The organism is Lysobacter sp. SCRH-1R (genome assembly GCF_057747855.1).
The window spans coordinates 2,365,696-2,390,270 of sequence record NZ_CM173227.1; the positions used below are offsets into that span (position 1 = coordinate 2,365,696).

The 24,575-nt window shown below is 70.1% G+C and carries 18 protein-coding genes; 6 read left to right on the forward strand and 12 right to left on the reverse strand.

Going from position 1 to position 24,575, the window contains the following annotated elements; translation table 11 throughout:
- Positions 1 to 55 precede the first annotated feature (55 nt).
- The 4 genes from aroA to serC all read right to left on the reverse strand — a co-directional run bounded on the left by aroA (position 56) and on the right by serC (position 4,908).
- Positions 56 to 1,366, reverse strand: coding sequence for a 3-phosphoshikimate 1-carboxyvinyltransferase (gene aroA / locus AC3ANK_RS10685; RefSeq protein ID WP_484171124.1), 1,311 nt, complete (start codon positions 1,364 to 1,366; stop codon positions 56 to 58).
- The gene (gene hisC, locus AC3ANK_RS10690; RefSeq protein ID WP_206860788.1) at positions 1,363 to 2,547 is read right to left on the reverse strand and encodes a histidinol-phosphate transaminase; all 1,185 of its coding nucleotides are present in this window, start codon (positions 2,545 to 2,547) and stop codon (positions 1,363 to 1,365) included. The genes aroA and hisC overlap by 4 nt, the downstream gene beginning before the upstream one ends.
- Positions 2,544 to 3,716: a prephenate dehydratase gene (pheA, locus tag AC3ANK_RS10695; protein ID WP_206860789.1), complete on the reverse strand. Its 1,173-nt coding sequence runs from the start codon at positions 3,714 to 3,716 to the stop codon at positions 2,544 to 2,546. Before pheA ends, hisC begins: the two co-directional genes overlap by 4 nt.
- A gap of 106 nt (positions 3,717 to 3,822) precedes the next feature.
- Positions 3,823 to 4,908, reverse strand: a complete 1,086-nt coding sequence (gene serC, locus AC3ANK_RS10700; RefSeq protein WP_206860790.1) for a 3-phosphoserine/phosphohydroxythreonine transaminase — start codon at positions 4,906 to 4,908, stop codon at positions 3,823 to 3,825.
- Between the two features lie 184 nt (positions 4,909 to 5,092).
- On the opposite strand from serC, the gene msrP reads away from it, so the two are divergent.
- Positions 5,093 to 6,061: a protein-methionine-sulfoxide reductase catalytic subunit MsrP gene (gene msrP, locus AC3ANK_RS10705; protein WP_206860791.1), complete on the forward strand. Its 969-nt coding sequence runs from the start codon at positions 5,093 to 5,095 to the stop codon at positions 6,059 to 6,061.
- Between the two features lie 155 nt (positions 6,062 to 6,216).
- Positions 6,217 to 6,864, forward strand: a complete 648-nt coding sequence (gene msrQ / locus AC3ANK_RS10710; RefSeq protein WP_206860792.1) for a protein-methionine-sulfoxide reductase heme-binding subunit MsrQ — start codon at positions 6,217 to 6,219, stop codon at positions 6,862 to 6,864.
- Here msrQ and AC3ANK_RS10715 read toward each other — a convergent pair.
- Entirely contained in the window at positions 6,833 to 7,627 is a 795-nt protein-coding gene (locus tag AC3ANK_RS10715) for an FHA domain-containing protein (RefSeq protein WP_484171125.1), read from the reverse strand. The two genes, msrQ and AC3ANK_RS10715, sit on opposite strands and share 32 nt — an antisense overlap.
- Positions 7,628 to 7,732: 105 nt before the next feature.
- Here AC3ANK_RS10715 and AC3ANK_RS10720 point away from each other — a divergent pair, with 105 nt between their 5' ends.
- Positions 7,733 to 8,008: a polyhydroxyalkanoic acid system family protein gene (locus tag AC3ANK_RS10720; protein WP_206860794.1), complete on the forward strand. Its 276-nt coding sequence runs from the start codon at positions 7,733 to 7,735 to the stop codon at positions 8,006 to 8,008.
- 9 nt (positions 8,009 to 8,017) lie between these two features.
- Here AC3ANK_RS10720 and AC3ANK_RS10725 read toward each other — a convergent pair whose 3' ends face one another.
- On the reverse strand, positions 8,018 to 8,803 hold the full coding sequence (locus tag AC3ANK_RS10725) for a DUF8198 family protein (protein WP_484171126.1): 786 nt from the start codon (positions 8,801 to 8,803) through the stop codon (positions 8,018 to 8,020).
- A 102-nt stretch (positions 8,804 to 8,905) separates the two neighbouring features.
- Between AC3ANK_RS10725 and AC3ANK_RS10730 the strand changes: the two genes are divergently transcribed.
- The 3 genes from AC3ANK_RS10730 to AC3ANK_RS10740 are packed head-to-tail and all read left to right on the forward strand — an operon-like array spanning position 8,906 to position 11,880.
- A complete protein-coding gene (locus AC3ANK_RS10730) occupies positions 8,906 to 10,174 on the forward strand; it encodes a patatin-like phospholipase family protein (protein WP_484171127.1) in 1,269 nt (422 codons plus the stop codon).
- A 27-nt stretch (positions 10,175 to 10,201) separates the two neighbouring features.
- The gene (locus AC3ANK_RS10735; RefSeq protein WP_484171128.1) at positions 10,202 to 10,990 is read left to right on the forward strand and encodes a DUF72 domain-containing protein; all 789 of its coding nucleotides are present in this window, start codon (positions 10,202 to 10,204) and stop codon (positions 10,988 to 10,990) included.
- Positions 10,987 to 11,880 carry an NAD(P)/FAD-dependent oxidoreductase gene (locus tag AC3ANK_RS10740; protein WP_484171129.1) on the forward strand — a complete coding sequence of 298 codons (894 nt, stop codon included), beginning with the start codon at positions 10,987 to 10,989 and terminating at the stop codon, positions 11,878 to 11,880. The genes AC3ANK_RS10735 and AC3ANK_RS10740 overlap by 4 nt, the downstream gene beginning before the upstream one ends.
- A gap of 441 nt (positions 11,881 to 12,321) precedes the next feature.
- On the opposite strand, the gene AC3ANK_RS10745 is transcribed toward AC3ANK_RS10740, so the two are convergent.
- The 6 genes from AC3ANK_RS10745 to AC3ANK_RS10770 all read right to left on the reverse strand — a co-directional run bounded on the left by AC3ANK_RS10745 (position 12,322) and on the right by AC3ANK_RS10770 (position 24,279).
- Positions 12,322 to 14,145: a S8 family peptidase gene (locus tag AC3ANK_RS10745; RefSeq protein ID WP_484171130.1), complete on the reverse strand. Its 1,824-nt coding sequence runs from the start codon at positions 14,143 to 14,145 to the stop codon at positions 12,322 to 12,324.
- Between the two features lie 83 nt (positions 14,146 to 14,228).
- On the reverse strand, positions 14,229 to 18,320 hold the full coding sequence (locus AC3ANK_RS10750; RefSeq protein ID WP_484171131.1) for a YadA-like family protein: 4,092 nt from the start codon (positions 18,318 to 18,320) through the stop codon (positions 14,229 to 14,231).
- Between the two features lie 92 nt (positions 18,321 to 18,412).
- Complete coding sequence (locus AC3ANK_RS10755) at positions 18,413 to 20,938, reverse strand: winged helix-turn-helix domain-containing protein (RefSeq protein WP_484171132.1); 2,526 nt, start codon at positions 20,936 to 20,938, stop codon at positions 18,413 to 18,415.
- Between the two features lie 244 nt (positions 20,939 to 21,182).
- Entirely contained in the window at positions 21,183 to 21,977 is a 795-nt protein-coding gene (locus AC3ANK_RS10760; protein WP_484171133.1) for a transposase, read from the reverse strand.
- Positions 21,974 to 22,966, reverse strand: a complete 993-nt coding sequence (locus AC3ANK_RS10765; protein ID WP_484171134.1) for a DUF6708 domain-containing protein — start codon at positions 22,964 to 22,966, stop codon at positions 21,974 to 21,976. Before AC3ANK_RS10765 ends, AC3ANK_RS10760 begins: the two co-directional genes overlap by 4 nt.
- Complete coding sequence (locus tag AC3ANK_RS10770) at positions 22,966 to 24,279, reverse strand: hypothetical protein (RefSeq protein WP_484171135.1); 1,314 nt, start codon at positions 24,277 to 24,279, stop codon at positions 22,966 to 22,968. The genes AC3ANK_RS10765 and AC3ANK_RS10770 overlap by 1 nt, the downstream gene beginning before the upstream one ends.
- Positions 24,280 to 24,575: the final 296 nt, after the last annotated feature.

Below are 24,575 nucleotides of genomic sequence, written 5' to 3' on the forward strand. Positions count from 1 at the left end.
TCGTTGCACTTGGGTCGGCGGAATGCGGCTGAGCAGGGGACGCGGTGAGTCTAAGTCACGCGCCCGCGGCCAGCCAGATACCGCTATCACGGGCCAGCGCATCGAACCCCGGGAACGAGGTCGCGACGTTGGCGACGTCCTCGATCCGCACCTCGCCGGACGCCCGCTGCGCGGCGACCGCGAAACTCATCGCGATGCGGTGGTCGCCGTGGCTGTCGACCGTGCCCGCGCCCAGCGGCCCGGGCACGATGGTCGCGCCGTCGGGATGCTCGTCCACCTCCAGGCCCAGCGTCCGCAGTCCCTGCGCCATGGTGGCGATGCGGTCGGATTCCTTGACCCGAAGTTCCGCCGCGTCGCGGATCGTGGTCGCGCCGTCGGCGCAGGCGGCGGCGATGAACAATGCGGGGAACTCGTCGATCATGTCCGGCGCCAGTTCGCCGTCCACTTCGATGCCGTGCAGCGGCGCGTGGCGGACGACCAGGTCGGCGACCGGTTCGCCGCCCTGCTCGGTCGCGTTCTCCTCGCGGATGTCCGCGCCCATGCGGCGCAGCGCGGTGAGCAGGCCGGTGCGGCGCGGGTTCATGCCGACCGCTTCGAGCCGCAGCTCGGAACCCGGCACGATGCTCGCCGCGACGAGGAAGAACGCGGCCGAGGAAAAATCCGCCGGGACGTTGACGTCGGTCGCGCGCAGGCGCGCGCCGCCGGCGAGCTTCGCGTATCCCGGCGAGAACGCGATCGGCCAGCCGAACGCCGCGAGCATGCGTTCGGTGTAATCGCGCGTGGGATGCGGCTCGCGCACCACCGTGTCGCCCTTCGCATACAGCCCAGCCAGCAGCAGCGCGGATTTCACCTGCGCGCTGGCGACCGGCAGGGTGTAGTCGATGCCGACCAGCGGTTGCGCGCCGTGGATGCGCAGCGGCGGAAGCCCGCCCTCCTCCGCATCGATGCGCGCGCCCATGCGCGAGAGCGGATCGATCACGCGGCGCATCGGCCGCTTAGACAGCGATGCATCGCCGACCAGCGTGCTGTCGAACGCCTGCCCCGCGAGCACGCCGGCGAGCAGCCGCATGCCGGTGCCGGCGTTGCCGCAGTCCAGCGGCGCCGCACTCGCCCGCAGGCCGTGCAGGCCGACGCCGTGCACGATGCGCTCGCTCGCGCTGGGCGTTTCGATGCGGACGCCGAGCTGTTCGAACACGCGTGCGGTCGCGCGCGTGTCCTCGCCTTCGAGGAACCCGCGAACATGCGTGGTGCCTTCGGCGAGCGCGCCGAGCATCACCGCGCGATGCGACACCGACTTGTCGCCGGGCACGCGGATCGTCCCGCGCAACGGCTCGCCCCGGCGCGCGATCCAGTGCTGCCGGCTCATGCGTTCACCTGCGCGAGCACGTCGTCGACGGCCGCGAGCAGGCGGCGGTTCTCGTCGATCGTACCGACGGTGACGCGCAGGCATTCCGGCAGGCCGTAACCGCCCATCGGTCGCAGCACGACGCCACGCTTCGCAAGCTCCGCTTCGATGCGCACCGTCTGCGGCCCGAAGCGCACCAGCACGAAGTTCGTCTGCGACGGATACACGCGCAGGCCGCGCCGTTCGAACGCCTCGGCGAGCGCGGCGCGCTGTTCGGCATTGCGATCGCGCGCCCATTGCAGATGCGCGGTGTCGCCCAGCGCGGCCTCGCACGCGGCGAGCGCGGGGCCGTTGACGTTGAAGCTTTCGCGCAGGCGTTCCATCACCGCGACGAGACCCGGCGCGCCGATCAGATAGCCCACGCGCAGCCCCGCCAGCCCGTATGCCTTGCTGAAGGTGCGCGTCAGCGCGAGGTTCGAACAGGTCGCGAGCAACGGCAGCGCGGTCGCCGCGTCGGCGTCCGCGTCGGCCATTTCCGCGTAGGCCTCGTCCATCACCACGATCGCGTGCGCCGGCACCTTCGCCATGAAGGCGGCGAACGCCTCGCGGCCGAACCAGGTGCCGGTCGGATTGTTCGGGTTGGCGAGATAGACCAGCTTGGTGCGATCGGAAATCGCCGCCGCGATGGCGTCCAGGTCGTGGCCCAGCGGCATCGCCGGATGATCGTCGGGCAAGGCCGGCACGATGCGCAGCGTGGCGCCGGCGGCCTGCGTCGCGAGCGCGAACACGGCGAAGCCGTAACGCGAGAACACGACCTCGTCATCGGACCCCGCGAACACCTGCGCGAGCTGCATCAGCAGTTCGTGCGAACCATTGCCGAGCAGGATCTGTTGCGTATCGACGCCGTGCTTCACCGCGAGCGCGCGCTTCAGGTCGGCGCCGAGCGGATCGGGATAACGATGCAGCGCATGCAGCTGGTCGAGGATCGCGGCGCGCGCATCGGGCGATGGGCCATAGGGATTCTCGTTCGACCCCAACTCGACGAGATTCGCCTCGCCGAACCGCTTCCGGAACGCCACCAGATCGTGCCCCGGATCGTACGCCTTCAACCCCTGCACGCCTCGCGAGGCACGCGCCGCGAACCATGCTTCGTCGCGCGTGACCTGCATCGCGTCGGCTTGGGGATCGCGTACGGCGTTCATGCGATGGCGACCGGGTAGGAACCCAGCACCTTCACTTCCTGCGCGTATTCGGCGAGTTCATCGAGCGCGCAGCGCATCGCTTCCTCGTGCACGTGGCCGCCGATGTCGATGAAGAACGCGTACTGCCACAGCCCGGTGTGTCCGGGGCGCGATTCGATGCGGTTCATGCTCAGGCCGTGTTTCGCGAACGGCGCCAGCACGTGGTACAGCGCGCCGGGCTGGTCCTTGATGAACACCAGCAGCGAGGTACGGTCGTTGCCCGACGTCGGGAACAGTTCCCGGCCGATCACCAGGAAGCGCGTGGTGTTGTCGGGACGATCCTCGATCGGGCCGGCGATGGATTTCAGGCCGTAGACATTCGCCGCGCTGATGCCGGCGATGGCGGCCGCATCATCGGAGCTGCGCGCACGACGCGCGGCCTCGGCGTTGCTCGACACCGGGATCTTCTCCGCCTTCGGCAGGTACTGGCGCAGCCACGCCTTGCACTGCGCGAACGACTGCGGATGCGAATACACGCGTTCGATGCCTTCGATCTGCCCGTTGCGCGACAACAGGTGCTGATGCACGCGCAGTTCGACTTCGCCGCAGATCTTCAGCTTCGAGGTCAGGAACATGTCGAGCGTCGACTGGATCGTGCCCTGCGTGGAGTTCTCCACCGGCACGACGCCGAAATCGGCGTGCCCTGCCTCCACTTCCTGGAACACCTCCTCGATGCTCGCCAGCGGCAGGCCGTGGATCGAATGGCCGAAATGCTTGTAGACCGCCTGCTGCGAATGCGTGCCTTCCGGGCCGAGGTAACCGATCTTCAGCGGCTCCTGCTGCGCCAGGCACGCGGACATGATCTCGCGGAACAGCCGCACCAGCACTTCGTCGTTGAGCGGACCGTCGTTGCGATCGACCACGCGGCGCAGCACCTGCGCCTCGCGTTCGGGACGGTAGTAATCGACCGCCGCGGCGAGCTTGCCCTTGGCCTTGCCGACCTGGTTGGCGAACTGCGCGCGCTCGGCGATCAGCGACTGGATGTGGCGATCGATGCCGTCGATGCGTTCGCGCAGGGTGGCGAGGTCGAGCGGTGCGGCGTCGCTCGCCTGCACAACCGCAGCGGCGGCCCGGGTGGAGGCGCTCTTCGTGGCCTGCTTCTTCGGTGCGGCCTTGCCGGTCTTCTTCATGGGGTTGTCCGTGTTCTTGCTTCTGTAGCCCGGGTAAGCGAAGCGCACCCGGGATCCGGCACCTGGCCCGGGTGCGGCCTGCGGCCTTACCCGGGCTAGAAGAGCCTTATCCGTATCGCGACTGGAAATCGCGCATGAAATCCACGAGCGCGCGCACGCCCGCTTCCGGCATCGCGTTGTAGATCGACGCGCGCATGCCGCCGAGGACGCGATGGCCCTTCAGCGCCAGCAGCCCCGCGGCCTTGGATTCCTTCAAGAACGTCGCATCGAGCGCGGCATCGTGCAGGAAGAACGGCACGTTCATGCGCGAGCGCGCGGCAGGCGCCACGTCGTTGCGATAGAAACCGCCGGAGCCGTCGATGCCGTCGTACAGCATCGCCGACTTGCGCGCGTTGCGACGTGCGAATTCCTCGACGCCGCCTTCGGACAGCATCCACTTGAACACGAGCCCTGCGAGGTACCAGTTCCACGTCGGCGGCGTGTTGAGCATCGATTCGCCCGCCGCGTGAGAGCGGTAGTTGAGGATGTCCGCGCGCGGCTGCCCCGCGCGTTCGAGCAGGTCGCGCCGCACGATCACCACCGTGACGCCGACCGGCCCGAGGTTCTTCTGCGCGCCGCCGTAGATCAGGCCGAAGCGCGAAACGTCCAGCGCTTCGGCGGCGATCGAGGAACTGAAATCGGCGAACAGCGGCGCGTCGCCGACGTCGGGAATATCGCGGAATTCCACGCCGTGGATGGTTTCGTTCGCCGTGTAGTGCACGTAGGCCGCGCCGGGCGTCAGGCGCCATTCGCTGCGCGGCGGAATGTCGTGGAAGCCGTTCGCCTCGCCATCCGCGGCGATGCGCGCATCGACGTAGGTTCGCGCCTGCTTGATCGCGGTCCTGCCCCAGTGGCCGGTGACGACGTAGTCGGCGGCCTGCCCGGGTTCGGCGAAATTCAGCGGGATCAGCGCCTGCTGCAACGTCGCGCCGCCGGCGAGGAAGAGCACGGCGTAGTCGTCGGGAATCGACATGAGCGTGCGCAGGTCGGCCTCGGCCTGGCGCGCGACTTCCATGAATTCCGTGCCGCGATGGCTGATCTCGACGATCGAGGCGCCGACGCCGTTCCACTCCAGCATTTCCTCCTGCGCCTGGCGCAGCACCGGTTCGGGCAGGGTCGCGGGGCCGGCGGCGAAATTGAAGGCGCGGGACATGGGGCTCCGGTCAGCAAGGCGAAGAAGGGGTGAGCGACGCAGTATGCCGCACTGCAGCAGCCTGCGGATTCATGGTTTCGGAGGCAACTTTTTGCGCATCCGGCCCCTCTATAGTGGACGGGGCGCATGGTTGGCCACGCAACCGCCCTCCCCGCGATCCCACAACGCGAAAACCGGAACCGCCATGTCACTGCGCGATGCATTGAAGATTCCCGCTTCCGAAATCACCGACGAATCGGTCTATCGCGAACGCCGACGGCTGCTCGCGGCGCTCTCCATCGCCCCGGCGATGACGCTGTCCGGCTGCGGCCAGGCGGAACCGCCGGCGCCGCCGAAGGTGGCGATCACGCCCGGACAGGCGCGTTCGGGCTTCCGTACCGACGAGACGCCCACGCGCTACGAGGACATCACCACCTACAACAACTTCTACGAATTCGGCACTGGCAAGGCCGACCCGTCGAAGGCGAAGCGCACCCTGCGCACGAGTCCGTGGACGGTCGCCGTCGGCGGTCATTGCGCCAAACCCGGCAAGGTGTCGCTGGAGGACCTGCTGAAGGGCTTCACGCCCGAAGAGCGCGTGTACCGGCTGCGCTGCGTCGAGGGCTGGTCGATGGTGATCCCGTGGCTCGGCGTGCCGCTGGCGGGCGTGCTCAAGCGCTTCGAACCGACCGCGCAGGCGAAGTACGTCGCCTTCACCACGATCGCCGATCCGAAGCAGACGCCGGGCGTGGTCTGGCCGTCGCTGGACTGGCCGTACCGCGAGGGCCTGCGCATCGACGAGGCCATGCACCCGTTGACGCTGCTGGCCACCGGCATCTACGGCAAGCCGCTGCTGCAGCAGAACGGCGCGCCGCTGCGGCTGGTGGTGCCGTGGAAGTACGGCTTCAAGAGCATCAAGTCGATCGTCGCGATCGATTTCGTCGAGAAGATGCCCGAGACCGCCTGGCACCAGGCACAGCCGAGCGAGTACGGGTTCTTCTCCAACGTCAATCCGAGCGTCGACCATCCGCGCTGGAGCCAGAAGACCGAACGCCGCATCGCCGGCACCGCGAGCAAGCTGTTTGCCGAACGCATTCCCACGCGGATGTTCAACGGGTACGCGGAGCAGGTCGGCGGGATGTATCGCGGGCTGGATCTGAAGAAGTGGTTCTGACGCAGTGGTCCTGAAAGCGCGGCGCTTTGAAGCCCTCCCCTTCACGGGGAGGTTGGGTGGGGATGGTGTCCGCTCTCCACCTTCGTGCTGCACTCCCACCGACTGACACCCTCCCCACCCCGGCCCTCCCCTTGAACGGGAGGGAGAAAAAGCACATGCCGCCACGCGCCTCGAACCCGCTCATCGCCACCAAAACCCTCGTCCACGCCCTCGCGCTCACCCCGGCCGCGATCCTCGCCTGGCAGATCCGCGCGGAGTTCCTGACCGGCAGCGGCGGCCTCGGCGCCGATCCAGTGGCCGAGATCGAGCACCGCCTGGGCCTGTGGGCGCTGCGCTTTCTGATGATGACGCTGGCGATCACGCCGCTGCGGCAGATCACCGGACAACCGGTGCTGCTGCGCTTCCGCCGCCTGCTGGGGCTGTATGCGTTCGCCTACGCGACGCTGCACTTCAGCGCCTACCTGGTGCTCGACCTGCGCGGCTACTGGACGCAGATCTTCGAGGAGATCGCCAAGCGGCCGTACATCACCGTCGGATTCGCCGCATGGCTGCTGCTGGTGCCGCTGGCGCTGACCTCGACGCAGGCGGCGATCCGCCGGCTGGGCCGCAACTGGGCGCGGCTGCACAAGCTGGTCTACGCCATCGGCGTGCTGGCGGTGCTGCACTTCTGGTGGCTGGTGAAATCCGACGTCCGCGAGCCCGCGCTGTACGCGGGGATCCTCGCGGTGCTGCTGGGCTGGCGCGGCTGGAACGCGCTGAACAAGCGCAGGCTCAGCGCGCGCCGTAAAGCAGCAGCAGGCTGAGCGCCGCCGACAGCAGGATCGCCGCCAGCAGCAGCCACGGAATGCGCCGCGCCGAGCGCTGGATCGTCGGCGCCGCGCGCGTCTCCTCCACGACCGGCACGCGCGGCTTGGGCGCCGGCGCGTCGGGCGCGACGCTGCGCTGCATCGGCGCCTCGACCACGAACCGGTGCTGGCTGCCGAACACCACCTGGTCGCCCGCCTGCAGCAGCGCATGCCGCACCGGCCGGCCGTTGACCAGGCTGCCTTCGACCGAGCCCATGTCGCGCAGGATCACGCCATCGGCATGCGCTTCCAGGCGGGCGTGGCGGTCGGCGAAATCGGGATCGCCGACGCGGATGTCGCACTCGCCGGCGCGGCCCACCAGTCGCGGCGCGTCCAGTGTGAAACTGCGGCCGTGGTGCGGACCGGCGACGCCGCGCAGCAGCATGCGCGAGTCGGTGCCGCCAGCGAATCCATAGTCGGCCGGCGCCGGCAGCGGATCGCCGCCCAGCAGCACCAGCTCCACGCCGTCGATGAAGATCGCGTCGCCGACGCGCAGCATCGCCATGCGCTTCACCGGACGGCCGTTGACGTGCAGGCCGGGCGCGCCTTCGCGCACCTGCAGCCAGACGCCGCGACGGTCCACGCAGAACTGCGCGACGGCGGCATCGGGCGCGACCTGCGCCAGTTGACCGTTGCGGTCGTAGCCAATGGCATGCACGCCCGGCCCGAGGGACAGGTCGGCATGTTCGCGGTTCTGGAAGCGCAGGCGGAGGGCAGTCACGTCCGCGCAATCTAGCAGAAGCCCGCGCACCTTCGGCAGGGGCCCGCACACTTGGAATGCATCGCGTGCGGCGCGCACAATACCGGCCACTTCCGGAGAGCCCACATGTCGAACATCGATATCCGCCACGCGCATTCGCTGCCGCCGGAACAGGCGCGCCAGGCCGTGCAGGACGTGGCCGACAAACTGGCCGACCGCTTCGGCATGATCTACGGCTGGAGCGGCGACACGCTCAATTTCAGCCGCAGCGGCGTGGACGGCCACATCGCCGTGGCGCCGAGCGAACTGCACGTCACGGCCAAGCTCGGCTTCCTGCTGAGCGCGATGAAGGGGCCGATCGAGGCGGAGATCCGCCGCGTGCTCGACGAACGCTTCACCTGACGCTCACCGCTACCCCATCGTCCCGTCGAACGGATCCGGATCGCCCGCGAACAGCCGGCGCGAGACCTCGCGTTCGTCGCGCTCGATCTCAATGATGAAACGGCGCGCGTCGCCAAGGCGGTCGAAGGCCTCGAAGCCGCGCTCCAGGAAGCCCTGCAGTTCCGACAGCCCGGCCGCACGCGCCGGCGCGCGCGACAGGCGCAGCAGCATCGACACGCCCGGCATGCGCAACGCATGCTCCAGGCCGGTGCCGACGCGGGCGATCAGGTCGATCTGCCAGGCGCGCAACCGCGGCAGCCCGGCGATGCGGTAGGCGTGCGCGTACAGCGCCGCGTCCAGGCGCCCGTGCGGCTCCGCGATCCGGCCCAGCACCTGCGCCATGCGCAGGTCCAGCGCGTGGGTGAGCAGGCCCAGTTCGATCGCGTCGGCCACGGTGGACAGCAGGGTCTCCGGCAGCAGGCGCTGCATCATCGGCAGGACGCGGGCGATGTCGGCGTCGCGCCGGGCGAAGTCGTGTTCGTTGTAGACGTCGCTCAGGAAGAACCGTGCGGCGGGCCGGCGCTGCGGATCACGGAGGAAGCGGTCGAAGCTCGCCTCCAGCCGGCGCGCCTGCCAGCGGCGGAGTTCCGGCAGCCACGGCAGGCGGTTGCGCGGTTCGACGGCCGGATCGTGCAGCGCCTGGTGCTCGCGCAGGAGCCGGTCGAGCCGCTCGCGCAGGGGCCGCTCCCGCAGCGGGCGGCGCCGCGATGGGACGGCGCGCGACTGACGGCGGACGGGGCTCGGGCGCGGCGGCATCCCGGCCGATGATCGGCGGCCCGCGCCCCGCCCGCAAGCCGTCGCGACGCGGCCTGCGCGGCGGACGGCTACACTCGGCCGACCTCCGACGCTCTCGCCCGCATGCTGTCACTCCACCCGGCCCGGCAACGCGCGCGCACCGGCCGCCAGGCCCGCATCGGCCTGGCGATCGCCGGCGGCGGGCCCATCGGCGGGATGTACGAGCTCGGCGCCCTGCGCGCCCTGGACGAGGCCATCGACGGCCTGGACCTCACCCGCCTGGACGGCTACGTCGGCGTGAGCAGCGGCGCGTTCCTCGCCGCCGGGCTCGCCAACCGCATCGACACCGCGCAGATGTGCCGCATCTTCATCACCGGCGACAGCACCGACGTGCAGTTCCGCCCGGAAACCTTCCTGCGCCCGGCGATCTTCGAATACCTGCGCCGCGCCGTCCGGCTGCCCCGGCTGGCGGCGCAGTGGTGGCAGGAGCTGCTGTTCTCGCGCAACGAGGCGCGCTGGTCGGACCTGCTGATGCACTTCGGCGCGCTGGTGCCGACCGGACTGTTCGACAACCGCCGCGTCGAGCTGTTCCTGCAGGACGTGTTCTCGCGCCGCGGCCGCAGCAACGATTTCCGCGAACTCGACACGCAGCTGTGCGTGGTCGCGGTGGACCTGGACAGCGGCGAGGCGGTGAAATTCGGCACGCCCGGCTGGGACGAGGTGCCGATCTCCGTCGCCGTGCAGGCCAGCGCCGCCCTGCCCGGCCTGTATCCGCCGGTGGAGATCGGCGGCCGGCACTTCGTCGACGGCGCGCTGCGGCGGACGATGCACGCCTCGGTGCTGCTCGATCGCGGGGTCGACCTGATGATCGGCCTGAATCCGCTGGTGCCCTTCACCCACGACGAAAGCGGCCGGCCGGTGAGCCACGACCGCAGCCTCGCCGCCGGCGGCCTGCCGGCGGTGCTCTCGCAGACCTTCCGCACGCTGCTGCAATCGCGCATGCAGGTCGGGCTGGCGCGTTACGCGCAGCAGTATCCGGACACCGACCAGCTGATCTTCGAACCCAACGCCGGCGACGCCGAGCTGTTCTTCACCAACGCCTTCAGTTTCTCGGCCCGCCAGCGCATCTGCGAGATCGCCTGGCGCAACACCATGGCCGACCTGCGTCGCCGCGCGGACGAACTGGCGCCCGTGCTCGAAGCCAACGGGCTGGCCCTGCGCATGGAGGTGGTGAACGACGAGGCGCGCACGCTGCTCGACGGCCTCGCCCCGCCGCCGCGCGACAACGACGCCACCGCCCGCCTGCGCCGCGCACTGGACGACGTCGATCGTCGCCTCGAGCCCCGCCGCCCCGCCGCACGCGGCGCGAACGCACGCCGCCGCGCGCCCTGACACCGCTTCGACGCGTCCGATGGTGCGATGGCCACATGTGCATCGCGGCGGACCTCCATGCGTGCGGCATCCCGCAACGTCTACATCGGTTGCGCCGGCTGGTCGCTGCCGGCGGCTTCCCGGTCGCTGTTCGGCGCGGGTGATTCGATGCTCGCCCGCTACGCCACGCGCTTCAATGCGGCGGAGATCAACTCCTCCTTCCACCGCCCGCACCGGCGCCAGACCTATGCGCGCTGGGCGGCAACCGTGCCGGCCGGCTTCCGCTTCGGGGTGAAGCTGCCGCGCACGATCACCCACGACGCACGGCTGCGCGGCGTCGCGCGCGAACTCGACCGCTTCGCCGGCGAAGTCGACGGCCTCGGCCGCAAGCTCGCCGTCCTGCTCGTGCAGCTGCCGCCGAGCCTGATGTTCGATGCACGCATCGCGACGACGTTCTTCGCGATGCTGCGGCGGCGTTTCGACGTCGGCATCGCGTGCGAGGCGCGCCATGCGTCGTGGTTCACGCCCCGCGCGGACGCGCTGTGGCAGCGGCACGGCATCGCGCGCGTGGCGGCTGATCCGCCGGTTCCCGACGGCGCATCACGCGAACCCGGCGGCGATGCGCGCCTGCGCTACTGGCGCTGGCACGGTGCCCCGCGTGTCTACTACAGCGCCTACGACGACGCCGCGCTGCGCACGCTGGCCGACGCGTTGCGCGCAGGACGCGGCACGCGCTGGGCGATCTTCGACAACACCGCGCACGGGCATGCGGTGACGGACGCGGCGCGTTTGCAGGCATTGCTCGCCGATCCGGCGACGAAACGGAGACGCGCATGAGCGACGTGCTGGACTGCATCGTGGTCGGCGGCGGACCGGGCGGACTGACCGCGGCGACGTACCTGGCGCGCTATCGCCGCCGCGTCCGCGTGTTCGACAACGGCCTCACGCGCGCGGGCTGGATCCCGCGCAGCCGCAACTGCCCCGGCTTCCCGCAGGGCGTCGGCGGCGACGAACTGCTGCAACGCATGCGCGACCAGGCGCGCAAATTCGGCGTGGACACCATCGCCGCCGAAGTGACAGCGCTGCATCGCGACGGCGACGGCTTCCTCATCCGCCATGGCGACGACGAGCTGCGTGCGCGCTGCGTCATCCTCGCCACCGGTTGCGAGGACGTGGCACCGGACGTCGACGGGCTGGAACAGGCGATCGACTGCGGCGCGATCCGCATGTGCCCGATCTGCGACGCGTTCGAGGCCATCGACACGACCATCGCCGTGCACGGCCCGGCCGACAAGTCGGCGTCGCACGCACGCTTCCTGCGTACGTACTCGTCGAACGTGGCGCTGGTGCCTTCGACCACGGACGGCATCGACGACAACATCCGCGCCGGGCTGGCGCGCGATGGCGTCGAGCTGACGCCGGTGCCTTCGTCGCTGTCGTTCGACGGACAGCGCTGCGTGTTCGAATTCGACGGCCGCACGCGTGCGTTCGACGTGCTGTATCCGACGCTGGGGCTGATCTCGCGCTCGTCGCTCGCGGTGGGCGCCGGTGCCGACTGCGACGAGGAAGGCGCGCTGATCGTCGATGCGCACCAGATGACCTCGATCGAAGGCCTGTACGCCATCGGCGACGTGGTGAGCGCGCTGAACCAGATTTCCGTCGCGACGGGCCATGCGGCGATCGCGGCGACGGACGTGCACAACCGGTTGGGGGCGAATTTCGCCTGAGCCGGAGCGTCGTCCGCAGCGAGCGTTTGTAGCCCGGGCAAGGCCGAAGGCCGCACCCGGGGTGACGGCGGCGGGGTGCGCGCCATTGGCGCGCAAACATCCCCCTGCATTCGCGGGGGCGGGGGCGAAGCGCCCCGGGTGCGCTTCGCTTACCGGGCTACCGGAGCCGCATTCGTCGCGGCCGGGCACGCGACGGTCGCGGCGACGGCCGTGCACCACCGGTTTGGGGGCGACTTTCGCCTGAGCCGAAGCGTCGTCCGCAGCGAGCGTTTGTAGCCCGGGCAAGGCCGAAGGCCGCACCCGGGGTGACGGCGGCGGGATACGCGCCATTGGCGCGCAAACGCCCCCCCCGCATTCGCGGGGGCGGGGGCGAAGCGCCCCGGGTGCGCTTCGCTTACCCGGGCTACAGGAGCCGCATTCGTGGTGAGGGTTCGCTCGCGTTTACTGGTGCTTCGCCAGCACGCTCACCCCGCTGAACGTCTTCGATCCCACCACCTTGATGTAGTACACGCCCGCCTGCGGCGTCGGGATGCGCAGGGTTTCATTGTTGCCCGGGCGGGCGGAGCGGAAATCGGCGTTCTCCACCGTCGGTTCCTCCTCGAAGCTGGCGAGCAGCGTGACGTCGCCCATGCCGCCGTACGACAGGATGCTCAGGCCGCTCGCCCCGGCCGGCACGGTCAGTGCCAGAAGGACGCCCTCGCCCGCCGCACCGCCGAGGCCGGTGATCGGGACGCCGTTGCTGATCGGCGCGGCGTCCGGCGGGCCGCAGTCGTCGCCTTCGCAGGGATTGGCGACCTGCTCGATCGCTGCCGCCGCATCGAGGATGCCCGCGCCCAGCGGCGTCGCCGACGGCATGCCGGCGGGGAACGCGCGCACGGTGTCGACCAGCAGCGTCCTCACCTGCGCCGGCGTGAGCGGCGTTTCGGCGACGCTCTGCAGCAGCGCGACCGCGCCCGCGACGTGCGGCGCCGCCATCGACGTGCCGGTGTAGCCGACGTAGGTTTCCGCGCCCTCCACCGGTGCGGTGGGGCTGTCGTGCCACGCCTGCCAGATGTAGCCGCCGGGGTTGCCGTCCACCGCGCCGCCACCGCCGGGCGCTGCCAGGTCGATGCGCGCGCCGAAGTTCGAATACGACGCGCGAGCGCCGGTGATACGCGTGGCACCGACCGTGATCGAACCGGTGCAGCTGGCCGGCGTGAAGTTCGCCGCGTTCGCGTTGTCGTTGCCCGCCGCGACCACGACGGTGGTACCGCGCGAGATCGCGTCGTTGATCGCCAGTTGCATCGGCGACTGCGCGTCGCACACGCCCGCGCCGCCGAGGCTGAGGTTGATCACTTCGGCGGGCGTGGTGTTGTCGGGCACGCCGTCCACATGGCCGCCGGACGCCCACACGATCGCATCGGCGATGTCCGACTCGTACCCGCCGCAACGGCCGAGCACGCGCACCGGCAGCACCTTCGCGCCGTGCGCCACGCCGGCCATGCCGACGCCGTTGCCGGTCTTCTCGGCAACCGTGCCGGCCACGTGCGTGCCGTGCCAGCTGCTGTCGGAGACGGGGCATTGCGACGCGTCGTCGTTCCAGTCGCCCAGGTCGTGCGCGCCGGGCGCGCGTTCGTCGCTGTCGCGGCGCGAGATGAAGGCGTCGGTGATGAAGTCGTAGCCTTCCAGCACGTTGTCGTCGAGGTCGCTGTGCGCGGTGATGCCGGTGTCGAGCACCGCGACGACGACGCCCTCGCCGGTGGCCACGTCCCACGCGGCCGGCGCGCGGATGCCGCCGGTGGGATTGTGGAAATGCCACTGGTATTGCGCGTAGTACGGGTCGTCCGGCGTGGCCCGCACGGCCATGCGAGGCGACGCAAGCGCGACGCTGCGACGCTCCACGCCGGTGTGGCGCAGCACGTCGTCGACTTCGGCATGCGCGACCGACGGATCGGCCTGCAGGCTGCGCAGCAGCGCCGCGGTTTCGACGCGATCGAGCCGGCGCGAGAGCTTCACCACTTCGGCGCCGCCGGCCGTGCGACGCAGCGTGCGCGCGCTCAGTGGTGCCGCGCTGCGCGCGTTGGACAGACCGGCGCGACGGATCGCATCGTGCAGCGGCTGCGCGTGCGATCGTGCGTCGAAACGCGCGGCGGTGTCGTCGCGATAGCGCACGATCAGCCGGTCGTGGCGGCAGTCGTCGCCGTCGGCATGCGCGAACGGCGCGGCCAGCGCGAGCGCGACGAACGCCGCGAGCGGGCGGAGCGTGACACGGAAACGGGGATGCATCGTTCGAACCTCCTGGAGGAAGAAAAAGGCCGGGCGGTGGTGGATCCGCGAAAATGCGCGCCCGGTCGGGAAACCGTCGTGCGTCACCAGCCGAAGCCGAGACCGACGCCGACCGAGCTTTCGTCGCTGCTGAAGGCGCCGCCGAAGGTCAGCGTGGCCTTGTCGTCGAACGAGCGCTGGTAGCCGACCGACAGCGCCGATTCGCCGCCGGAATAGCCGGCGCCGACGCCGATGCGGTTTGCCGTGCGCACGCCCGCGGCGCTGGTCGCCATGTTCACCATCGCGGCGTTCATCGCGCCCATGCGGTCGATGCGGCGTTCCTGCTCGTGGAAGCGTTCGCCGACTTCGGCGCGCAGGTCGTCGACGGCGGCCATCGGCACGGCGAGGGCTTCCTGCACGCGCGCGTCGGCGTAGGCCTTCGCATCCGTCAGCGTCTTCGCATTGGCGGCCTGCACCTCGCGCGCGCTGGCATCGGCGTCGGACTTGGCGGCGGCGACGCGTTCGCGCGACGCCGTCGGCGTGCCCTGCACCGCCTGCTTCGCATCCGGGGTCTCTTCGAGCGTCGCCGCCGTCGCGTTCGCGCGCAGCGTGCGTGCGCTCGATTCCGGCGATGCGCTGCCTGCTTCCAGTCCGTCCACGCGTGCATCCAGCGCGGCGATGCCGTCGTCGAGCGCGCCGAGTGCGTCGGCGACATTGCCGAACGACGAGCCCATCACGTTGAAGCTCGGCGCGATGAACTGCCCGTTGGCGCCGAACGTCGCGCCGCCGCCGAGCGCGTTCGCGACCGCCTGCGTGGTGGCGAACGACTCGCTGCCCAGCGCGCGCAGCTGCGCGAGATTCACCGCGTCGGTGTCGCGCGTGCCCGCGGCGACGTTGGCGATCTGGCGTTCGCCGCCGGCGCGTCCGACCGACACGGTGTTGGCGCGATCGGCGATCGACTGGCTGCCGAGCGCGACGCTGTTGCCGGCGATGGCGTTCGCGCGTTGGCCGATCGCCGCCGCGCCGTTGCCGTTGGCGGACGCCTCGCTGCCGAGCGCGATGGCATTGGCGCCGTTCGAACGCGCGTAATGCCCCGCGGCCACGCTGTTCGCGCCCTGCGCGACGCTGCCCGAACCCAGCGCGCTGCTGCCCTCGCCCGCCGCGCGGCTGGATTCGCCCGCGGCGGTGGCGTACGCGGCTTCGGCGCTGGCGTGGGCGCCCAGCGCGGTGGCGTTGTCGCCGCTGGCGGTGCTGCCGGCGCCGTTCGCCGTCGCGTACAGGCCGCTGGCGACGCTGCTGCTGCCGCTCGCGGTGGCGAGCGCGCCGCTGGCCTGCGCCTCGTCGCCTTCCTCCAGTCCGTTGGCGCGGAAGTGGCGTGCGGTCTGCTGCGCCTCCTCCGTGGCGTCGCGCAATTGGGCGACGTTGACGGCGTCGTAGTCCCCGGTGCCGGCGGCGACGTTGACGATCTGCCGCTGGAACGGCGCGATGGTCTGGAAATCGCTGTCGAGCATCTCCACCGCGCTGCCCACCGAGACGGTGTTCGCACGATCGGCATGCGAGTACGCACCAAGGGCGACGCTGCCTTCGGCCGTCGCATCGCTCATCGCGCCCAGCGCGGTGCTCGCACGCTCGCGCGCCTTCGACCAGCGCCCGAACGCGCTGCTGTCCAGGCCCGCGGTGCCGGCGAACTGGCCGACGGCGGTGTTGGCTTCGTCGTACGCGGTGGCGTTCGCGCCGATCGCGACGCTGCGTTCGCCCATCGTCTTCGCGCTCGCGCCGATCGTCACGCCCAGCGTTTCGTACGCGCGCGCCTGGCTGCCGATGGCGATGCTGCGATCGCCGCGCGCGGTGCTCGCCGCACCGACCGCGACGGCGCCGTCGGCGGCGGCTTCGGAGGTCATGCCGATGGCGGTCGCGGCGTATTCGGTCGCGCGCGCGGCGACGCCGACGGCGGTGCTTTCCTTGCCCGAGGCGACGGTGGACCAGATCTCGTGTTCCCACGTGGTGCCGTTCACCACTTCCATCTGCCCGCCGATGGCGGTGGCGCTGTCGCCCAGCGCCTGGCTGCCGGTGCCGTAGGCGGTGCTCCAGAGACCCGACGCGGTGCTGCCGTAGCCGCCGGCGGTGGCCTGTTCGCCGAGCGCCATCGCCCCGCTGCCCAGCGCGGTGGCACCGAGGGCGAACGCGCTCGCGGCCGAACCGACGGCGGTGGCGTAATCGCCGTCGGCGAGCGCGTCGTCGCTGTCGTCGCGTGCGCCGTTGGCCTTGAAGTAACGGGTGGATTCCTCGGCGACCGCCTCGAGTTGCGCGAGGTTCACCGCGTCGTGCGCCTGCGTGCCGGCGGCGACGTTGACGATCTGGCGCTGCGTGCCGAGCATTTCCGAGCCCACCGACAGCACGCCGGCGCGCGTGGTGTCGGAGTTCATGCCCAGCACGATGCTGTCGTCGGCCAGCGCCATGGCGCCGTCGCCGATCGCGATGCTGTTCGCGCCCTGCGCCGAGGACAGGGTGCCCAGCGCCATGCTGTCGCGGCCCTCCGCGAAGCCGCCGCCGATGGAGATCGCATTGACGCCGCTGGCGACCGAGCCCGCGCCCAGCGCGACCGACTGGTCCGCCGCCGCCGCGCCCTTGCCCACGGCGGTTCCGTAGAACTGCGCATACGCGTTGCGACCGACCGCGACGGCGCTGTCGCCCACCGCGCTGCCGCCCACCGACACGGCCATCTCGCCGCCGGCATAGGCGGTCGAGCCAACCGCGATGGCGCCGTACTGCAATGCCTGCGCGCCGGCGCCGAAGGCCGCGCTTTCCGGCCCGGCGGCGAGCGTCGGCAGCAGTTCGCGCTCGCCGGTGTGGCCGTTGAAGATGTAGGCGTAGCCGCCGATCGCGGTGGAACCGACGCCCGCCGCTTCGCTGCCGGCGCCGTACGCGGTGGCGTACTCGCCGCTGGCGGTCGCGTTGAAGCCGCTCGCCGTCGTGTACTGCGCCAGGGCGAACGCGCCGCTGCCGATCGCGGTGCTGGCGATCTCGCGCGCCATCGCCGACGAACCCACGGCGCTGGCGTACGCGCCTTCGGCCGAGGCGTCGGCACCCAGCGCGAGGCTGGAGGAACCCGTCGCGAGGCTGCGCGCACCGAACGCCGCGCTGCCGTCGCCGCCGGCGTGGCTGGCGTAGCCGGCGGCGGTCGCGTCGATGGCGTCCGCGCGGGCGGTGCCGCCGAGCGCGGTCGTGCGCTCGCCCCCGGCAACGCTGTTCGCACCCGCAGCGGTGGCGAACGCGCCCTGCGCGTCGCTGCCGGCACCCATCGCAGCGGCGCCGACTCCCGAAGCGTCGGCGTACGCGCCGGCGGCGAGGGCGCCTTCGCCGTCGCTGCCGGCGTTGAAGCCGAGCGCGGTGCCGATGACGCCGCTCGCGACGCTGTTCGCGCCGGCCGCCAGCGCGCCTTCGGCGAGCGCCTCGCTGTTGAGGCCGATCGCGTTGCTCTGCGCGCCGGCGGCATGGCTGCCCGGGCCGACGGCGGCAGCGAACTCGCCGCTCGCGACGGCGTTGGGACCCAGCGCCGCGGAGAAATCGGCATCGGCCCGCGCGCCGGCGCCCAGGGCGACCGCATGCGTGCCGGCCGCGGTGGTGCGGATCCAGCCGAGGAAGGAGTTGTACTGGCCGCCGATCGCCACGGACGAATCGCCGTCGGCCCGCGCGCCGGCGCCGACCGCGGTCGAGCCCAGCCGCTGCGCCTGCGCGTCGTTGCCGACGGCGGTGGCGTATTCGCCGATGGAGCGCGCGTTCGCGCCCGCGGCGAGGCTTCCATAAGCGGCCGCCCGGCTGCCCGCGCCGTACGCGGACGAGAGCTGGCCTTCGGCGCGGCTGCCCGAACCGGCGGCGACGGAGCGTCCGCCGGTGGCCTGCGCGCTGTCGCTGCCGTCGCCGGTGGCGCGGAAGTAGCTCAGCGTGCCGGCGATGTCGTCGAGGATGGAACGGAGGCCTGACGCCGGGACCGGTGACCAGGGACCGGGGACCCGCGTGGTCGCCCAGACATCGGCTTCGGTCTGGCCTTGTTCACCGGTCCCGGGTCCCGGGTTCCCGATCCCGACCCCACGACGCTGCTCGGCGGCCTCTGCCTTCCCGGGCGACGCCGCCTGCGCGACGCCGGCGCAGGCCAGGACGGCGAGCACGGCGACGGTCAACTGCACTCTCTTCATGCGTACCAACTCCAGGGGTGGATGGATCGCCAGATCCTTCACACGCCCCTCGCCGGGCCGCACTCCAACCGCGCAACCGTTTCGTTACAGTTTTATTTTCGCCTTGTGTTTCCGTGGGTTACGGCCAGGTCGTCCGGCATTTCGACCACCCGCGGGCGCGGGATCGCGGTCAGTGCGGCGGGGATCGAACGCTCGCCGGCCATGCGCCGGGCGGTCTCCAGCGCCGACAGCCACAGGTCGCGATGGCCGAGCGCGTGGTACAGCTGCGCCTGCAGAAGCGCGCATTCGTAGTCGCGATCGGCCCACAGGCCGACGCGCCCGACCAGCGATCCGGCCACCGCCAGACGGCCGCGCGCGATCAGCCACGGCGTGTAGGCCGACACAGCGTCGGCGATTTCCGACGGAATGCCGCGCCGCTCGGCCAGCGACAGCGCCCGCGCGTAGAGCGCGTCGGCACCGCCCACGTCGCCGGCGGCACGCAGTGCGATCGCCCGGGCGAGCCATTCGGGCACCGCGCTGCCGCGGTCGATGCCGGCCTCGGCGGTGGCATCGAGGGTCGTCGGCGGCATCGCCAGCGGCGTGGCGCCCAGCGCCAGCGCGGCCTGCTGGCGTCGGAGCAGCACCCAGGCGCGCGTGTTGTCCCAGCTTTCCTCGGACCAGCCCTGGAGGATCGCGTCGGCCCGCCGCAAGGCATCTCGGGCGTCGCCCCGGCGCCAGGCCAGTTCGATGTTCACCCACGCGCGGCGGCGTTCGTTGACGAGCGCGCCGGCGTCGGCGAGCGCGGGATCGTCCAGCAGCATCCGCGCTCGCTGGAACTGCCCCTGGCGGATGAGGATCTCGGCGCGGTCCAGCGCGAGCGACAGCCGCTGGCCCGGATCGCGCACGCGGTCGCGCATCGCCCAGTCGCGCTCGCTCGCGGCCCATGCCTGGTCGTACTGCAGTTGCATCAGGTGCACCTGCAGCACGTGCGAGCGGGTGATCAGCAATTCCTGCACCGCCCCGTAGGACTCGAACACCGCCGCCGCCTTGCGCAGGTAGTCGATGGCGTACGCGGGCCGGCCGCGGTTGAGTTCGAGCACGCCCAGGTTCGCGTCCACGCGGGCGACGGCGAGCGCGTCGTGCGCGCGCAGCAGGTGGATGCGCGCCTGGCCGAGGTCGGCGAGCGCCGCGTCGAACTCGCGCAGGCCGCTGCGGGTGACGCCACGATAGGTCAGCGCGCGGCCGAGTTCGGCGTGGTGGCGATCCGGATCGAGCAGGTGCACGGCGGCGTCGAAGTCGCGCATCGCCTCGCCGATCTGCGCCTGCCGCATGCGCACCTGCCCGCGGGCGACAAGCACGCGGGCGACGAAGGCCGGATCGGCGTCCACCGATGCGTCGGCGAGCAGCGGCGTGAGCAGCGCCATCGCGCCGGCGAAGTCGCCCGCGCGCGTGTAGACCTGCGCCAACTCGTAGCGCAGGCGCGGGCTTTCGCGCTGCGCGGGCGGCGCCGACAGCAGGATGTCGCGCGCGGTGGCGAGTTCGTTGGCCAGACGCGCGGCCTCGGCGCGCTGCGTGCGTTCGGCGAGGTCGAGGTCGGCCTCGCCGGTGACCGGCGCGTGGCGGCCCAGCGCGGCGAGCAGGCGGTCGCTGGCGATGCGCGAGGCGCGCAGCAGATCGGCGTCGCGCGCCTCGCCGTGGCGACGGATGCCGTGGCCGTCGACGGCGCCGACCGACAACCGCCAGTTGCCGCCATCGCGCACGATGTGGCCGTCCACCACGAGGTCCACGTTCGCGGCCTGCCGCAGCCAGTGCGCGTCCGGCGGCGCGGGGCCCGCGCGGCCGAGCAGGCCGAGCGTGCTTTCGTTCGGCACCACGGTGAGGCCGCCGCGACGCAGGCGTTCGGCGACGAAGGCCATCAACCCGAGTCGCGCCCAGGCCGCGTCTTCCGGTCCGCGCACGTCCACCGGCATCACCAGCGCCGAGGACGGCGCGCGCGACAGGGCGGACGCGGTTGCCGGCGCCGTGCCGCGCGTGACCACCATGCCCGCGCCGCCGATGGCGAGCGCCGCCGACAGCGGCACGGCCCACCACAGCCGTGGACGCGTGCGGAAGGCGCGGCGTGGTGTGTTCGCCGGGGGGGCGGACATCGCGATCGTGTCCGCGCCGGCGCACATCGAATCGGCGATCGACGCGATGGCAGGCGCTGCCGGCAACGCGTGCGCCGTAGGATCAGGCGGATCGTTGGCGGCGTCGCGTTCGACATGCGCCGGCTCGGCGTGCGGGCTGCCGACCGGCGCGGCATCGTCGCCAAGCAGCGGCGCGCTGCGCACTTCGGTCGGCGCGGTCCAGCGGAAGCCGTAACGCGGGATCGTGCGGATCAGGCGCTGCTCGTGGCCGTCGTCGCCGACGGCGCGCCGCGCGCGGAGGATGACCTGCCCCAGATGCGCGTCGGTGACGTCGATGCGGCCGAACGCGGCGTGTCCCAGCTCGTCGCGGCCGACGGCGCGGTCGCGATGCTCGATGAGGTGACGCAGGCACTCGAACACCTTGCCCGGCAGCGCCACGACTTCGTCGTTGCGCCGCAGTTCCCGTCTGGCGATGTCGAGGACGCAGTCGTCGAAGCGGTAAAGGACGTTCATGACCTCCGCGGAAGCGCCGGCACGTGGCTTGCATTCTGGCCAACTTCGCCGCCCGCGCACGTGCCTTTTCCGGATCGGCGTCACGACTTGGAGATGAAGGCCGGAACCGGCCAACGCCCAAAGACGGACTACCGGCTCCAACGCGGACAGCAGCGGCGCGGCGGAAGCACCCCGCCATCGGGCGCCGCGCGCACAAGCGGGCGACAAATCAGCGACGGCAAAGGGATGCCGTCCGCCTCAGCGCTCAGTCGCTGCGTTCACACGAGCGGGGAGCCTCGTAGCGCCGGCGACGCTTCGGATCGAACGTGCGGTCCAGTATCGCGCAGCTCGGGCACCATGAGCCGCTCAGCACGCCGATCGCCGTCGTCCGCCATACGTGCCCTCGCCCGCACTGCCATGTCAGCTTGTCGTGCTCGCGCAGGTAGACGTCCGACAGGCAGCGCCCGCCTCGCGATGCGGCCAGCTCCCGCATGGCACCGATGCCATGCCGTCGGTTCTCGAGGCTGCAAACCGGACACCAGCATCCCCAGGTGAGGGCGTTGTGGGCGATCCCATTCCACTCGTGCCCCTCGCAGCAGCGGAAGCGATAGTCGCTCTTTCTCCGCAGGAATTCGTTGGTGAGACACACGCCGCCTGGTTCGATCGCCTTGCGGTGCAGTCGCTGGAGGTCGCGTTCATCCCAGCGTGCCTTGTTGACGTGCTCATAAGGGCCGTTCCACCGGATCTGATCCAGCGCTCTGCGCAGCGCCGACGTGCCGCTTCCGTCCTGTTTTGCCCAGCGGGCGCAGCACGCGCGCACCGTGTACCAGGGTGGGAATGCATCAGGCAGTCCCACGAAGGAGCATTGGGTCTTCAGCCGATAGAGCACCGCGCAGAAGATCGGATACAGATCACGATAGGCGGATCGCGCGCGCGGTGGGAGGACGTTCAACAGCAACGGGAGGACGTCCTCGAAGACTTCCCTTGTTATGAGGAAATACGAAGCATCTTCCGCGCCACGAACAGCATCGGCGTTTCGATGATCAGCCCCGACGCTCATCGGCCCGCGTTCTCGATGTCGTTCGGAAACTTCGGCTCGTAGCAGAGCAACAGGCTGACCCAGTGACCAAGTCCTTGCAGGATCACCGCTGGCAGCACCATCAGCCGCAGCAGGACGAAGATCCACAGACGTGAGTCACCAAAGAAGCTGGTATCCAAGCCCCACACCGCCTTGAAGGAGTTCCACGGCCACGGAAACTTCTGGATCAGGCGCTTGGGCGCTGGAACGGCCTGCGGGCCCTCTTCCATGTAGCGGCGGATGTATTCCCAGAAGGCCAGCAGTTCTTCGGCGTTGCGCGTGGTCTTTCCGACCATCGACACTTCGTACTGGATGGCATTGCCGTTCGCGTCAACGCCGACGTTCTCGCCCACCCAGCCCATGTATAGAAAGCCGCCCATGCCCTCCACGCCGCGCATCTTCTTGTCTACGGCAACCTCCGTCTGATCCCAGTCGAGACTTACGATTCCGCCGCAGTTCTTAGGACGCAAGAGGTATACACGTCGAGTCACGCGATTGAAGCGCACGATGATGCGGCGAGCAGTAAAGATTTCCAAGCGCATACAAGGAACAACGTACTTACCAAATGCCCACATACTGATTGAGAATGTCGCAACAATAACTATCCCTGCGACGTATCCCTCAAGAGCCAGCGGAGCACCAGCAAGGGTCTTACCGGTAAACATCTCAGTCAGCATGGCAATGGCACCACTACCGCCACCAACGGTGAGAATCCCTCCGGCCCCAAGGCTTGCCAGCGAAATCAAACCACGCTTCTCGTCATTCGGCGTACGCACGTCGATGCACGTGTCGCTGATTGCATATACAGAGTCATTGTCACTTACCTTCGCCGACATCGAGTTGTTAACGCGTGGAGGCAGAACGTGCAACCTGTTCTCGGGCTTCGCCTTCTGCTCACGCTCCCACTCCTTCAGTTCTGCATACGTCGTCTCGCGCATGCCTTCATGCAACATCCATTCGAACAGATACATTAGGTCAGCACCTCGTCTGCTGCTTTTGCCAGAATCTGCGCTTCTTCCTCCAGTGTCTTCGCCGTACCGTTGCCGCTTTCCTTCCGCCAAGTACTGTGCTCCAGATACGTCTGCAGCGGATCATCCGCCAAGTAATAGATGGCCACTGACAGAACCAGCATCGTCACGTTCAGGCGGAAGCCCCAACGCAGCATCCATACCAGATGGGCGGCAACGCGGGTCGAGAGCGCACTGAAGGCACGCAGAAATGCGCCACTCCCGTACTTCTTCATCAGATGCTCGATAAACGGACCTGCGTACGCTAGACCAATACCGAAGGCGAGAGCCCCCGCTCCAATTTGCGCTGAAGCACGTAGGAAGTAGGCCCCGGCCAATCCGTAGCTACCGGAGCTTCTCGCGGTCCACGAGTCCTTGAAGTCGAATGCAGCTCCGGCAAATGCCGCAGCCCCCGCCATCGCCCCCGCAGTCAACCGCAACCCGCCCTTGAACACTCCAGCGGCTTGCCGCACAGCGGCGTTTCTGCTTCCCTCGGCGAAGCCGGCGGCAATGCCACCCAGTTCGAGCCCCGCCGCGCCCAGTCCCATCATTGCTGCGCCCAGTTCCCACCATTCGCGGCTGCCCTTGTCCAGCTTCTCGGACTTGATCTTCGTGTTCCAGGCTTCCAGCGCCGTGAGCAACGCACCCAGGCGCACTTCCGCCATCGGGCCGCGCAGGCCGGCCCTCAGTGCGTCGGTGAAGCTCCGCGCCGCGGCGCGATTGATGCGCGCGGCGGCGCCCCCGCCGAGCGCGCTCCCCCGCTCTTCAAGCCGGAACTGCTGCGCCAGACGGCCGAGGCGCGCAGCCAGGATCGCCGCCAGAGTCCGGTTCGCCAGCGTGTCCGTCAGCGCGGCAGCCCGCGTACGCAGGAGTCGGTTGCCGAGCACGTTGATGAGCAATGCGCTCTCGCCGACCCGAACCGGAGCCACGCCGATATGCACGCTGTTCGCGACTTCATCCACCAGCGCGTGCGCCTTGTCGAAGATGTCGCTAAGCGCCTTGGTCATTTCACGGGTCCGGTCCTCGGTCATGTCCGTGACGAGGTCCCGCTGCGCCAGGATCTTCCCGATCTCGTCCTCGGCGTCCTGCTGGTTCGCCGCGACACAGCGCCAGAACAGGTTCTCCAGCGTGGGCACGGACTCATCCGACCAGTCGTCCAGCAGCTTGCGGCCCGCCGCCGCGCTGTCCATGCCGATCAGCGCCTTGCCCATCTGGCCTTCGAACGCGATGCCGTTGCGCATGTCGGTGCGGTCGTAGACGTTGCACGCCTGCACCATAGACCTGCTCTGGCTTCAGCCGTTCGATGGTCGCATGCACGAAGCGGCGCCATGCGTCACGGTTGTCCAGCCACCATTGCCAGCGATAGTAGAACTGCGCGCAGGAGTAATACAGTTCCTTGTCGCGCTCGAAGAATATTCCGGAAGATCTCCAATAGTATGCGGCCGTGGTTGGAGAGCTACGATGATTCTCCTCGTCGGTAGCCTTGAAGACAAAGGACTCATCGAACTTCGCTTTCCGGGCCCAGGCCCGGCGATCTCCAAGGCGTGTTGAGCCGTAGGGATGAGGCCGTTCC